At 39.4% G+C, this 14,109-nt stretch carries 15 protein-coding genes; 3 read left to right on the top strand and 12 right to left on the bottom strand.

Annotated elements, in window-relative coordinates:
* Nucleotides 1-345 precede the first annotated feature (345 nt).
* Entirely contained in the window at nt 346-2,199 is a 1,854-nt protein-coding gene (locus MKZ11_RS11790) for an LTA synthase family protein (protein ID WP_340794622.1), read from the top strand.
* 73 nt (nt 2,200-2,272) lie between these two features.
* Here MKZ11_RS11790 and MKZ11_RS11785 read toward each other — a convergent pair whose 3' ends face one another.
* Together MKZ11_RS11785 and MKZ11_RS11780 are read right to left on the bottom strand one after the other, a co-directional pair.
* Complete coding sequence (locus MKZ11_RS11785; RefSeq protein WP_340794621.1) at nt 2,273-3,112, bottom strand: aldo/keto reductase; 840 nt, start codon at nt 3,110-3,112, stop codon at nt 2,273-2,275.
* Between the two features lie 64 nt (nt 3,113-3,176).
* Nucleotides 3,177-4,376, bottom strand: a complete 1,200-nt coding sequence (locus MKZ11_RS11780; protein ID WP_340796987.1) for an MFS transporter — start codon at nt 4,374-4,376, stop codon at nt 3,177-3,179.
* Between the two features lie 185 nt (nt 4,377-4,561).
* Between MKZ11_RS11780 and MKZ11_RS11775 the strand changes: the two genes are divergently transcribed.
* The gene (locus tag MKZ11_RS11775; protein ID WP_340794620.1) at nt 4,562-4,933 is read left to right on the top strand and encodes a winged helix-turn-helix transcriptional regulator; all 372 of its coding nucleotides are present in this window, start codon (nt 4,562-4,564) and stop codon (nt 4,931-4,933) included.
* Nucleotides 4,934-5,217: 284 nt separating this feature from the next.
* Here MKZ11_RS11775 and MKZ11_RS11770 read toward each other — a convergent pair whose 3' ends face one another.
* The 5 genes from MKZ11_RS11770 to MKZ11_RS11750 form a co-directional block, all read right to left on the bottom strand.
* On the bottom strand, nt 5,218-6,435 hold the full coding sequence (locus tag MKZ11_RS11770; protein WP_340796986.1) for a dicarboxylate/amino acid:cation symporter: 1,218 nt from the start codon (nt 6,433-6,435) through the stop codon (nt 5,218-5,220).
* A gap of 132 nt (nt 6,436-6,567) precedes the next feature.
* Nucleotides 6,568-6,873: a DUF4870 domain-containing protein gene (locus MKZ11_RS11765; protein ID WP_340794619.1), complete on the bottom strand. Its 306-nt coding sequence runs from the start codon at nt 6,871-6,873 to the stop codon at nt 6,568-6,570.
* Between the two features lie 64 nt (nt 6,874-6,937).
* A complete protein-coding gene (gene nagZ / locus MKZ11_RS11760) occupies nt 6,938-8,149 on the bottom strand; it encodes a beta-N-acetylhexosaminidase (RefSeq protein ID WP_340794618.1) in 1,212 nt (403 codons plus the stop codon).
* Between the two features lie 24 nt (nt 8,150-8,173).
* Nucleotides 8,174-8,563: a DnaJ family domain-containing protein gene (locus MKZ11_RS11755; RefSeq protein WP_340794617.1), complete on the bottom strand. Its 390-nt coding sequence runs from the start codon at nt 8,561-8,563 to the stop codon at nt 8,174-8,176.
* 20 nt (nt 8,564-8,583) lie between these two features.
* Nucleotides 8,584-8,817 carry a hypothetical protein gene (locus MKZ11_RS11750; protein ID WP_340794616.1) on the bottom strand — a complete coding sequence of 78 codons (234 nt, stop codon included), beginning with the start codon at nt 8,815-8,817 and terminating at the stop codon, nt 8,584-8,586.
* Nucleotides 8,818-8,971: 154 nt separating this feature from the next.
* On the opposite strand from MKZ11_RS11750, the gene MKZ11_RS11745 reads away from it, so the two are divergent.
* On the top strand, nt 8,972-10,249 hold the full coding sequence (locus MKZ11_RS11745; protein ID WP_340794615.1) for an erythromycin esterase family protein: 1,278 nt from the start codon (nt 8,972-8,974) through the stop codon (nt 10,247-10,249).
* Nucleotides 10,250-11,208: 959 nt separating this feature from the next.
* On the opposite strand, the gene MKZ11_RS11740 is transcribed toward MKZ11_RS11745, so the two are convergent.
* From MKZ11_RS11740 to MKZ11_RS11720, 5 genes are all read right to left on the bottom strand, one after another.
* Entirely contained in the window at nt 11,209-11,541 is a 333-nt protein-coding gene (locus MKZ11_RS11740; protein WP_340794614.1) for an ArsR/SmtB family transcription factor, read from the bottom strand.
* Nucleotides 11,542-11,973: an SRPBCC family protein gene (locus tag MKZ11_RS11735; protein WP_340794613.1), complete on the bottom strand. Its 432-nt coding sequence runs from the start codon at nt 11,971-11,973 to the stop codon at nt 11,542-11,544.
* 179 nt (nt 11,974-12,152) lie between these two features.
* Complete coding sequence (locus MKZ11_RS11730; protein ID WP_340794612.1) at nt 12,153-12,485, bottom strand: hypothetical protein; 333 nt, start codon at nt 12,483-12,485, stop codon at nt 12,153-12,155.
* A gap of 241 nt (nt 12,486-12,726) precedes the next feature.
* Entirely contained in the window at nt 12,727-13,209 is a 483-nt protein-coding gene (locus MKZ11_RS11725) for a PaaI family thioesterase (RefSeq protein WP_340794611.1), read from the bottom strand.
* Nucleotides 13,210-13,266: 57 nt separating this feature from the next.
* The gene (locus MKZ11_RS11720) at nt 13,267-13,986 is read right to left on the bottom strand and encodes an AAA family ATPase (protein ID WP_340794610.1); all 720 of its coding nucleotides are present in this window, start codon (nt 13,984-13,986) and stop codon (nt 13,267-13,269) included.
* Nucleotides 13,987-14,109: the final 123 nt, after the last annotated feature.

Below are 14,109 nucleotides of genomic sequence, written 5' to 3'. Positions count from 1 at the left end.
ACTGAGGTAAATATCAATTTAAAATGCGTTATTTTTTTAAAAATTCACCCCAAATACAGCTATCACACCTTGTACCTGCATACCAAATCGACCCATGGATGACGATTATACTTTTAGTGCCACTAGCGAAGGCGCCTTAACCGGGGTAGCCGTAAGGGTTCAATGGAACTCTTGATTTCAATTGATAAAGCTCAATAACTATATATATGTAACCAGCTTGACCAGCTCTTCAATTTATTCCCTTCATTATAAAGTAATACCTTTTACTTCTCTCATTTCATTTCCCATCAAAAAACATCTTTGTTACACTATACTAACAGATAGTTCTATTTGGAGGTGCTCAATATGAATACGTTCATCAGTAAAATAAAGCCCATTCTAACACATCCAATCACTCTGGTTATGGTATTACTTTTCCTTAAAATCATCGCCTTTCGTGCCGTCGTATTTCATAATAAGTCTGTCTTCCATATTGCACTCATTGAATTTCCATTATGGGCATTCCTACTTTCCCTCGTCGTTCTTTTAGTGAAAAAACGGATGTGGACGGGTATCTTTGTATTCAATACGATATTGTCAGTTTTATTTATCGCGATTATTTATTACACTCGCTATTTCTCAACTATTCCATCTTATTATGACTTACAACAAATTTATCAATCGAACTCCGTAGGAGGTACAGTAGGCCTTCTGAGCAAGCCCTATGATTTCCTGTTTTTCTTGGATATTCTACTTATTCTACCGATTGCACGTTATTTTAATAACAAAAAGATTAAACCTTCAGCTAGCGTAAATAGACGGCTGGCAATCCTATTTGGCAGTATTAGTATTATTACAACTCTACTCGCTTTTAGACAACCACTTATTGACGTTTCTTATTTCGCAAAAGAGAACGGCTATTTACAATCGCAGGCGGTGCAGGTTTTCACACGCAGCTTCGGTACCGCACTTGCTTCAGATGTTAATTTATCGGAACGAGATGTCGAAAAACTAAAAGGGAATGATTATGTTACAGCGAATGAGCATGACTCCTACGGTATTGCTAAGGATCGCCATGTTTTTGTTATCCAAGTCGAGTCGCTTCAAGGCTTTGTGATCAATAGAAAAGTAAATGGTCAAGAAATTACACCGAATTTAAATACCTTACTGAAAGATAGTACTTATTTCGATAATGTGTATCAGCAAATCGGGGCTGGCAATACTTCTGACGCAGAATGGCTTATGCACACGTCCATTTATCCCGAAGGTATGGATCCAACAGTAAATGTCATTAATGGAGATTTAGTACCTTCTTTACCGCGTACTTTGCAAAAGAATGGCTATGGTACAGCAACTTATCATGCCGATGACATAACGTACTGGAGTCGAGAAAAACTATATCCGGCACTTGGTTTTGACCATGTTTACACTGATAAAGAAATTCCAGCAGAACGAATGATAGGATTTGGTTCAGCGGATGAAGTAATGTTCGATTTTGCTTCTGCTCAACTTCCAGCGCAAATAAAAGAATATGAAAAGATGTATTCAAACCTGATTACACTGACAAGTCATACACCCTTTGACATGCCTGATGAACTTCAATCTCTTACATTACCGGAAAGTTATGAGAACACATATGTAGGAAATTATCTCCAATCTATCCGATATACTGATGAACAAATTGGAGCATTCATTGACACATTGAAAAAAGAAGACCTTTATGATAATTCTTTAATCCTAATCTATGGAGATCATTCAGGTATTCATGGGGCCCCTGTTACAAAAGACGATGAGGCTGTTCTTTTAGATTTACTCGGCCATCCTTACAATTTACAAGACCGCTTTGTTGTACCGGTTATTTTTTCGGGAGGCGCACTATTTTCCGGGGAAACAATTAATCACTTAGGCGGGCAAATTGATTTGATGCCGACACTGTTAAACTTACTCGGCATTGAACACGATGCGCAGATGATGGGTCACAATTTATTTCAATATGAACACAATTTGCTCGGAATGCGTTACCACTTACCAGGCAGTTCGTTCATAAACGATGATACGTTATATGTTGCGCCAAGTGCTAAATTACCTGCAATCCTCTATAATCGGGATACGATGAAAGAGAAGTCGCGTACGAATAAAACACAACAATCCATCGACAACGCCTTACAAATCATGCAACAGTCCGATCAAATCTTAAAATCTTATAGCAGTCGAAAATAATGCAAAAAGGGTTATCTTCACTTGGAGATAACCCTTTTTACATATCTATTATTGGTCGTTTTCTGCTCTGTTTTTAAAAGTCAAAGTTATCCGGATCTGGACCAACCCGGTGATTTTGGTTCAAACTATCAATACTCCTCATATCATCCGCCGTTAATTCAAAATCAAACACTGACGCATTTTCGACAATACGGTGTTCTTTCGTCGATTTCGGAATTGTAACTACGCCATTTTGTAAATCCCAGCGTAAAATGATTTGAGCAACAGATTTGTTATATTTTTTCGCGATTTCCTGAAGTTCTGCGTTATCGAGCAACTCTCCCTGCATAAGTGGAGACCATGCCTCCAACTGAATACCGTATTGCTGGCAAAATGCTTGCAGGTCCTTTTGTGTCAAACGCGGGTGATATTCCACTTGGTTCACCATTGGTTTAATTTCGGCATCCTTCATCAATTTTTCGAGGTGATGAATTTGGAAATTACTTACCCCGATTGCTTTAACCCGGCCTTCTTTATAAAGTGTTTCCAATGCACGCCAAGCCTCTTTATACTTGCCTGCTACCGGCCAGTGAATAAGATATAGATCCAAATAATCCAAGCCGAGTTTTATTAAGCTCTCTTCATAAGCTGCGATTGTTGTATCATATCCCAACTCTGAATTCCAAACTTTGGACGTGATAAATAGATCGTCTCTCACAATACCTGTCTCTTCAAGCGCCTTTCGAATACCTTGTCCAACGCCAACTTCATTGCCGTATATAGCAGCTGTATCGATACTGCGATAACCATGTGATATTGCAGTCTTCACCGCATCTACCAGTTCCTGACCCTCTTCAACTTTAAATACGCCAAGACCTAACCAAGGCATGTTAACACCATTATTCAACGTAGTTGTAGATTGTAAGTTTTTCATTATTTATTATTCCTCCATTTTTTAGATAGGTTATATTACGGGGTAAACAGTTGCCCCCCCTTTTTTAGGATAAGTTAATCACCGACGAATCTTTTTTTTCCAACACTCGACTGACACCGGTTAATATGGCTGCAATCAGTACCATTGTTCCACCAATCCAAGCCGTATGAATGAGCCCAATCGAATCGGTGACAACTCCTCCTAAGAATGCGCCCATCGCAATTCCTGCATTAAATGCAGCAATGTTCATTGCGGAAGCGACGTCTATCGCACTTGGTACAAAACGTTCAGCTAACGTGACAACATAGACTTGAAGTCCCGATACATTCATAAAGGCAAACAAACCCATGAAAATTATTGTTACAAGACCTGCTACTTTAAATGGTACCGTAAACGTCAAAACAAAAAGCACAATTGCCTGAGCAATAAACATATAGAACAGCGAACCAACTGGGTTTTTATTTGAAAGTTTTCCACCAATCATATTACCTATTGCAATCGCAACTCCATATACAAGTAAAATAAGGACAATCGTTTCTTGTTTAAATCCCGTTATTGTCTGAAGCAACGGAGACAAATATGTGAAAACGACAAATGTGCCCCCATATCCCAATGCTGTAATCGCTAATACCAGCAATATTCGGCTATTCGTGACGAGCTTTACTTGGTCCCGAATCGTTGTCGGAGGACTTTGACGTAAATCGGACGGAACAAGAATACTATTCGCAATAAACCCTGCAATCCCTATCACTACGATTGCCACAAAGGCAAAGCGCCAACCAAACTGTTGTCCGATAAATGTACCAAATGGAACGCCAGTAATCGTTGCAACTGTAAGTCCTGTAAACATGATTGAAATTGCACTTGCTCTGCGATTTTCAGGAACTAAATCTGCAGCAATCGTTGAACCAATTGCCATAAATACACCATGTGCAAATGCGGAAATGACACGGGCTGCCAGTAAGACGGCAATACTTGTTGCACTCGCCGCGATACCATTCCCAATAATAAAGACTACCATAATCCATAGCAGTAATGATTTCCTTGGCATTCTAGAAGTGACCGATGTTAAAACTGGTGCTCCTATCATTACACCTAACGCATACAGCGAAACAGTCAGTCCAGCTGTTGTAACCGATATATCCAGATCTTGAGAAATCAGCGGCAATAACCCTACACTGATAAATTCCGTTGTTCCAATTGCAAAAGCGCTTATCGCTAATGCAAGCAGTGCAAATATACTTCTTTTTTTATCTACCGTCATTTTTCCCTTTCCTTTCCCATGTTGTATGATTAAACTCACGAAGAGCAAAATAAAATATATCGTACGACCCATCGCTTATGTTAGTATGAATCACAAGGATCCCAAAGAAAAGTACGCACTTTAAAGTAATGTAGGCACTAATAAGTGATATAGGTACTTTTAGGTTCCTATAGAGGAGGATTGGGATGACAAAAAAGAAGTATAATATTTCCGTGGAAGCAACTTTAGAAGTAATCGGTGGAAAATGGAAATGTGTGATTCTGTGCCATTTAACTCATGGCAAAAAACGGACAAATGAATTGAAACGACTCATGCCTGACATTACGCAAAAAATGTTAACACAACAATTGCGTGAACTGGAGGCAGATGGTGTTATAAACCGTATTGCTTACAACCAAGTTCCTCCGAAAGTGGAGTATGAGTTAAGTGAATACGGCTTGAGTTTAGAGAGCATATTGGATGCGCTATGCGCATGGGGTGTTGTTCATATTACGAAGGTATATGGAGACAAGTCTTCCGTCTTAGAGGATAGCATTTTAAACGAAAATCTAAACTAATCTTTCATGCAAGTTGACTAATATTCATTTCAACTGAAACATAAAAACGAGATTCCTTTAAAACGGAATCTCGTTTTTAGTACTCTGAAAAAGCTATAGGATTACTGCCCTTCCCTTGGTATTACAAATCAATGGCTTCGGTGTCGTCCGGTCTTTGACTGATGTGAAGGACGATCAATTCATTTTTTTATTGTCAGTATAGAAGAAAGCTCCATACAGGATATTGCGATGATATAGAAAAAACGTGTCCTACAATTGGTTGCTGAGGGTGCTTTTGCTGGGCTTCAATCTGTCGGCACTACTTCTATTCGATCTTTTTCAGTTCCTGCCACCACAACCGCCGCAGATGCATCTCCTACAATATTCACGGTTGTACGCATCATATCCAGAATCCGGTCAATACCTGCAATGAGCGCAATTCCTTCAAGTGGCATATTGACCGAAGTCAACACCATCGCTAACATAATCATGCCAGCACCGGGGACACCCGCCGTTCCAATTGAAGCTAGAATAGTAATCAAAACAACGGTTAAGAGTTGAGCGAATGACAAGTTCAGATTGTAAAATTGTGCAATGAAGATCACTGCAACACCTTGATAAATGGCCGTACCATCCATATTTACGGTGGCTCCAAGCGGAAGAACAAAACTTGATATTCTATTTGGCACACCAAGGTTTTCATTCGTGTTTTTAATGGTGACCGGTAGCGTTCCCGCACTGCTCGCAGTGCTGAATGCGACGAGTGCAGCCGGTGATATTCCTTTAAAAAATTTGAGAGGGCTCATTTTCCCCCACACCTTTACGGCAGACGAGTAAACAATAGCCGCATGGAGTATGCATGCAATATACACAGCCACTATTACTTTTACGAGTGGCAATAGAACAGAAAGTCCATACTGACCGACAACTGGAGCAAGCAATCCTAGAATTCCAAGTGGGGCCACTTTCATGACAATGCCGGTTATTTTATACATTACCTCCGAGAAGCCTTCAAAGAATCGATACACTGGTCGTGCTTTTTCTCCTACAAATGTTATAGCTAAACCAATGAACAATGCGAAAAAGATAATTTGCAGTATATTCCCCGAGGCTAAAGCCATAAACGGATTTTCGGGAATAATATTCAAAATTGTTGTGATGGCGCCCTGTGGTTCCTGCGTAGCCGCTTCAGGAATCGTCAATCCTTCCGTCGAAATCGTAATTCCTTTACCAGGAGATATCATAAACGCAACAGCAAGACCGATAATGATCGCAATCGCTGTCGTCCCCAAATAGTAAACAATCGTTTTAATACCCATTTTCCCAAGCTGTTTTGGATCAGACGTTCCAGCAACACCTACAACTAGAGTCGATAAGATAAGTGGGGCAATTATGAATTTAATTAAACGTAAAAATAGATCTCCAAATGGCTTCAAAAAGTCAATGGAACTGCCGAAAATACTTCCTAAAATTATTGCCAAAATGAATGCGATTAAAATTTGTGTAACAAGGTTGAACTTAATTTTCATTTCTCTCTCCCTTCCTCATTTTTTTACTTAGTCCATCTTATACAAGCCGGACCATTCATATGATTGAAAAAGCGTGTTCCGTATGAAATAACTACGGAACACGCTTTTGTTTTATTAACAACATTATTAAATCCATCTACCTACAATCGGATAATTGTACGTTTCGTCATTTAACGCTTTGACGATTGCTATGATAGGAACAATGAACCACATTATACCAAATGCAATTACCAATGGAATGCCGATAATTACAATAATAAGAATTAGAGAAATAGTAAGCAGTGCCCCCATGACAAGTTGGAATAAAACCGCTTGTATTGCCATCCTTTTTACTTCTAAATCATCAATAACAAGATAAATGATAAATGGCACCAAAAATGGCATGAAGAACGCACTTGCATGAACTAATACCTTTAATCCTTTATTCTCCATATAACAAACCTCCCTAGCTTTTTCTAGTCGCTTAGTATACGAAGAAAAGAGCAGGAAAATTCATTTACTTAAACTGGAGCTTGTCAAACATTTCATTGATTTTATTCACATCTACTTTTTCATGTACCTCGTCTGAGAGTCCATATTTTTCTTTAAGCATCATAATCCGCTTTACGCTTTCATTGAGTCGCTCTTCTGTTATCTCTCCTGCCTCAATAGCCGTTAGGAGCGCGTTGAAAGTATTAATTTGATCGTCATAGTCACGGACTACAAGTAGTAGATCGCTTCCCGCTATAAAAGACTGAACAGCTGCTTCAGGAATTGTATATCCATTCGCAATCGCCCCCATCGATAAGTCGTCTGTTATGATAACCCCTTCAAATTGCATTTCTTTCCGAAGCAATTCCGTGATAACAGCTTTAGAGAGCGAAGATGGATAATTAGGATCCAATACTGGGAATAAAATATGAGCTACCATAACTGCATCAACACCCTCGTCTATTGCTTTTTGAAATGGAACTAGTTCTATACTTCGAAGCCTTTCCATAGTCGTTTCCACTTTTGGCAATGCCTTATGTGAATCGACAATAGTGTCGCCATGACCCGGAAAATGTTTAACAACAGGAATAATGCCATTGTCCATCATTCCATGCATTGTCGCTATGCCTATTTTAGCAACTTGATTGGAATCTGATCCGAATGAGCGATCCCCGATTACTGGATTTTTCGGATTACTATTAACATCTAAAACAGGTGCAAAATTCATATTATAGCCGAATTCGTTGAGTACCTCAGCCAAATAGGCGCCTGCTCGATAACTTAATGATTCATCATTAAGTTTGCCGATTTGCGCACTAGTTGGTAATTTGGCGATGCCGGCCGGCAGTCGGGAGACACGTCCCCCTTCTTCATCGACAGAAAGAAATAAAGGATTTTTATTCGATTCGTTCGCTTCTTTGATAGCGTTAATCAGTTCTAACATTTGGGGTGTTGTCGTTATATTTTGTCCCATTACTATAACGCCACCCACATGATAATTACGAACGAGATTATCCATTTTTCTGCTAAAGGAAGTACCTTTCACGCCAATCACTAATAACTGTCCGACTTTCTCTGCCAGTGTCATTTTGTCAATCATTGAATCGACTATTGCTTCCTTATTTAATGGTGCTGTAGTCAGCGGGTTTTCCGAAACTTTTTGTCCGGTATGCAAACATCCTGACATCACTAAAATGCTACAGAGAGCTAACAAAATGAACTTGTAGTTACGATTCACCGTCACTCCCCTTTTCCTGCTGTTTCATTTCCAACGTTCAATCGCAGCCTCAATATTCCTAAGCGATATAGACCCTTTCTGCATAGGAGGCGGACAGGATTTATTGTATTCGAATACTTTTTCGTTTATACTTTCTATCCGTGATTCCAAGTCTGTTGTACTATCGGCTGCATGAATAGCTGCAATTTCGATTACTTCATCGCGAATTTCATGCTGCAGGTTTAGCCAATGCGGCTTATAACCTGCATCTTTTGCGATTCGTTGAAAATGTTGGAAGGTATCACCAGAAAAGTACTCTTGCGATAATGGTTTCCCTTGTCCCGGTAAATTATCCATGCCACCTTTTTTTGTATACTCTTTCAATATGTCGCCGATCAAATCGTTGTATGGCGGGTTTAATTTATCGTCGCTCATACTCATTCACTACCTTTCCTCTATATTTTCACAATTTCATTTTTCCCAGATGTATAGTCGAGTTTCATTTGTTCCAACTCAATTTTCATCTTTTCTGTTTCCATAATAAAATTTTGTTGTTTTAGCTTTTCCAGCTCGATTTCATCGCGCATAAATTCTCCTTTGATTTTCACAACTCTACGATTATGATCTGTAATAATTGCAGTAATCGGCACACTCATGACAATTCCAACTATCAGTACGGCAGTCAACATTATTATCGCCCCTTATTCATGTAGTTAGTTCAATTATACATTATTGCAATTGTCTGTCATGAAATTTCAATTCACTTTGTTCAACTTTCACAGGGTACGATAAGAATAATTGGGTATACTTTCAGAATACGTTGTAGGAAATGAGGTTATCCAATTGAATTTCACACTTGAGGAAGCCGTAAAAAAGTATGCACTTCCTTTCGACTCCGAGGATGATCTTACATCTATTCTCGAAGCTATCGGGGATGCAAAAATTGTCCTGTTAGGAGAAGCAAGCCACGGAACCTCGGAATTCTATTCAGTCCGAGCGAAGCTGTCCAAGATGCTGATTGAACAGAAAGGTTTTTCAGCCATTGCAGTTGAAGGTGATTGGCCATCTGCTCAACATGTTAATCGTTATATAAAAGGATATGGTGAAAGAAAAGAAAATGTCCAAGAAGTATTGAAGGCTTTTGGTAGATGGCCGACGTGGATGTGGGCGAATGAGGAGATTGCAGCGTTCATTGATTGGTTAAAAATACTGAATGACAATAGAATTCCCGATCTAAAAGTAGGATTCTACGGGATTGATATGTATAGTCTCTGGGAATCGATGGAAGAAATCGTACGCTACTTAACGAAGTCCAATCCAGCGGGAGCCGATCTTGAACTGGCGAAAAAAGCTTTTTCCTGCTTCGAACCTTTCAATGAAATGCCGGATCATTATGCCATCTCCACAGCACATTTTTCACAAGTATGCATTGATGAAGTGAGTGAGTTATTATCGTCAATTCGTTCGCACAAAGAACGCTACGAGGATAAGCATGAAACTAATCTAAATTTAAAAGTGAATGCACTCGTGACTAAAAATGCTGAAGAATATTACCGTACCATGCTTCAGGATAATGCATTATCTTGGAATATTCGCGATGAGCATATGGTTGAGGCAATTAATGAAGTGATGAATCACTACGGGGATGAAGCGAAGATTATCGTCTGGGAACATAATACGCATATCGGAGATGCACGGGCAACAACTATGAAAGATGATGGAATGGTCAACGTCGGTCAACTACTTCGCGAACAGTATAAGAAAGATGAGGTCTATGCAGTAGGATTTGGCACGCATCGTGGTACCGTAATCGCGGCTGAAGAATGGGGAGTACCTTTCAAGAAAATAGACGTTCCTCCCGCCCGGCAACATTCATGGGAAGATCTATTGCACAAATCAGGTGCTTTCGATAAACTATTCATTTTCAAAGAAGAAAACCGAAAATATTTCACGGATTGGATTGGACACAGAGCAATTGGAGTTGTCTACAACCCTGAGAACGAGCAATTCGGTAATTATGTACCGTCTCAAATTGGTAATCGATACGATGCGTTTATATTTATTGATCAAACAAAAGCGCTAGAACCGCTGAATACTGGCGTAATGGTAACCGATAGTTAACGTTATGATATCTGAAATAAAAAAATATGATTGACGAGTTATAATCTGCATAGGTTATAACTCTTTCCTATTGGTATATCGGGTCAGGATATTATTTGCCAAGAAAAAACATCAAACAATTAAGTTCAGTGAGTTTATCCCTTATTAAACTAAATGAAATAGGGAAATCTTCTTTACTGTTCAATAAAAATTGTGAAGCTAAGTTATTGATTCCATTCTAAACCGCTTCGATGCTTTGTGGATGCCTCCCGCGATAAGCCAGAAAGGAGATTACTTTCAGTCTTATCGCTCCGGCTACCACGTAGTCGCGCCTTCGCTGGATGGTGGTCAATGTGAGAAAGTCCATTTCGTTATCGGGGATGAGACCTGCAACCTGGAGTGCCATAAATCGATCGAATGTGATCAACGAATGTCCCAATACATGAGGAATGAATCAGAAATCCTGCTAATACCGCTTCGACGCTTTGCGGATGCCTCCCGCGATAAGCCAGAAAGGAGATTACTTTCAGTCTTCTCGCTCCGGCTACCACGAAGTCGCGCCTTCGCTGGATTGTCTATGTGAGAAAGCGCATTTCGTTATCTGTGATGAAATCTGCAATCTGGAGTGCATATTTCTTGAGTATAATTAGTATCAACTAGTAATCACATTAAAATCTCGGCATATACATCTCAACATCACATTTCTCTCAATATTGAACACCCTAGCGCAGGCGCGGCAAAGGGGTCGCCGAAGCCGTAAGACTGGATGCGAAGCGCCAATCCAGGCTTACGGTGAAAGGCATCCCCAAAGCGCCAAGCGATCTACTATCCCCCCGAATTACAACTCCCGAATTAGTGAGCGCCACAGCATATTCAATGAGATTCTTTAATTCAACATATAAAGTGAAACAAATCAAAAAGACTCTTCTAATAAAATAACAATAGTTTTAAATGATGAAGGGCTGCCGACTTCAATGTATTTATTCCTCGCTTTGTTCGTTTTCAATAATGTCTTTAAGCGTGGAGAGTTTATTGCCCCAATATTGTTCATAGAAGGTAAGCCAAGATTGTAATTTTTTCAGCGGCTTAGCTTCCAGACAATATAACTTTTCACGGCCCCTTTTTCTTGAAATAACGAGTCCAGCCGATTCTAATACATGTAGATGCTTTGTTATGGCAGTTCTACTCATCGTAAAGTGGTTACTGATTGTTGAAATTGACAATTCTTCACCTGCGAGCAGTTCAAGCAATTTACGTCGAGTCGGATCAGCGATTGCTTGAAAAACATCATATTTTTGAAGTTCTTCAGCCATTTACGCTTCAACTACGTGCTTCAGTTTTAATACAAGACCATCCCATCCGCCGGACATACGTGAACGTACCTCTGCATGGGACTCACCAAACTCTGTCTGATTTTCATCGTTCCATCCCCCGTGAATCAGTGTTAATTCGGTCTGACCGTCTACTTCTTTCAACTCAAACGTGATCAGCCATTCCTTCCCCCACTCGAAAGATAGGCGATTTGGTGGATTCACTTCTGTCACTTTACATGCCGAGTTGCCCCAAGGTCCCGCTTGTAGTATAAACTCTTTCCCTTCAATTGGTTGCATATCATTTGGCATGAACCAGGTACCAATTCCTTCAGCTGTAGCGACATATTCCCAAACTTTTTCAATTTGAGCATTGATGAGTATATTCTTTCTTACTTCTTCGAAACGTTCGTTTTCATTAATTGGCACATACATTCCTCCTGAATAAAAAGTAAAACCATTTGGTTGCATGTATAATTATATAAAACCAAATGGTTTCATGTCAACGATTCATAGGAAGATCGTTTAAATTAATTCAATAATTTCACTATCGAACAATATGAAAAGCAAAAAGCGGCACAACGAATTTAATCGCTGTGCCACTCGATATATGATTAGATGCTTTTACTTTCAAAGCTATTCTTGCGCAACTTAAAGATCTCTTTTTCATTTCTAACTGTTTTATGAGAAGTGAATTCCAGTTCTTCTTTAATAGTTGCAACGGATCCAGTTAACGCTGTCAAGTCGCCACGCATATGATGAACGTCCATAGCTAGATTCTCAAGTTTTGCATCACTTTCTTCTTGACGATCACGGATAACTTTAACAATTTGCGTATTTTCATTAAGCTGTGTTTTCACACTAGTCATTTCTGTCTTAATGTCTGTTATTTCTATCTTGATTTCTTTCATTTCAGCTAAAATTTGTTCTAAAATTTTTTCATTCATAATTGTTTCCTCCCACTCGTTTTTAATTACGTTTCACGATTTTTTTCTGGACGAGGAAGTTTTTATCTTTAGTCACTCATTGACTCTTATATTCATCTCTAAATTATAACATACGTTCGTATAACTAGCAAAAATTATTTCATATTTGAATTGGATAAATAGATTTCCAAGTTTACTCTTAACTCCCTATTTTAAAACCGAAAAAGCTGACTGCACGCGGCAACCAGCTTTTCACTCTCTTTTATTTACTTGCGAAGGTTGCTGGCATGACAACAGCAACGACTTCCCCCGTTGCAACCACAGTGTCATCCGCAAATACTTCGACAGCCACTTTAAATTTTTTCGGATGGATTTCTTCCACTTTTCCAACTGCTTTTAACAAAGTTCCTTGCTTAGTCGGTTTCAAATAATTCACGTTTAATGACGCTGTAACGAATCGCGGCGGTTCTTCTCCGCTTCCCGGCTCATGCCCATTTTTCCGGTGCAGTGCAAGTGCAGCCGAGCCTGTCCCATGACAATCAACGAGCGAAGCGATCAACCCGCCATAAACAAAACCTGGAATCGCGATATGCTTTGACGACGGTTCATAGTATGTCACCGTCTCTTCCCCTTGCCACCCCGTACGGAAATGGTAACCGTCTTCATTTAAGCGGCCACAACCGAAACACCAAGCGAAATCATTCGGATAGTCGTCTTGAATTGCGTTTACTAATTCTTTCTCCATTCCACTCTTCCCCCATTTCAAAGTTCCACATAATCATTGTAACATTCCGACAATCCATTAATCTTCTAAAATATCTTTTAGAAACTTTTCTCGATGATCCAGGAAATATTTCGTAATCTGATAGTGCTCGGTCATTTCATATTGAGTTTCTTTTATTTCTCCTTCATCAAAACTTAAGATTGTCGCATTAGGATAGCCTAAAATAATTGGTGAATGTGTTGCGATAATGAACTGACAATCTTCGTCCCGAACTAGGTCATGCATAATCCGCAAAAATGTCAATTGCCTTTGTGGTGATAGTGCAGCTTCAGGCTCGTCAAGGAGATAAATCGCCTTTCCAGTAAACCGATTCAAGAACAATGACAGAAAAGATTCGCCATGTGATTGTTCGTGTAACGATTTGCCGCCATAGCTTTTAAGTACGCTTGGCCCTAATTCATCAATATGCGAAGCAAAATGATAGAATGATTCGGCTCGTAAAAAGAATCCATTCGTCACTTTCGGCATCCAAGACAATCGAAGATGTTCACTTAATGCACTTTCGGCTGCATCCACGTTATATGTATTATTCCTGCCACCTCCAGCAGAATTGAAACCGCATAAATCTGCAATTCCCTCCAATAATGTCGACTTTCCCGAACCATTTTCTCCAACAAAAAACGTAACTCTTTCCGTTAAATCTACTTCCGTCATTGATTGAATTGAAGGAATAGAAAAAGGATAATCCATTTTTGACGTAGTCTTATTATGAAGAAGTGTTATTTTTTTTAAAAACAATTGACGATACCCCCTCTCTCCAAATTTCCTCATAGGATTTTGCATAGATTACTAAAGGACAAGCCTGATTTCCTACATCTTCATCCGCGTATACTAAAGAAATGAATTACAGGAGGAATAGAA

The sequence above is a fragment of the Sporosarcina sp. FSL K6-1508 genome (genome assembly GCF_038007465.1).
GTDB lineage: Bacteria > Bacillota > Bacilli > Bacillales_A > Planococcaceae > Sporosarcina > Sporosarcina psychrophila_B.
Note: the sequence above shows the minus strand (reverse complement) of the source record. Positions and strands in the feature narration are given on the sequence as shown.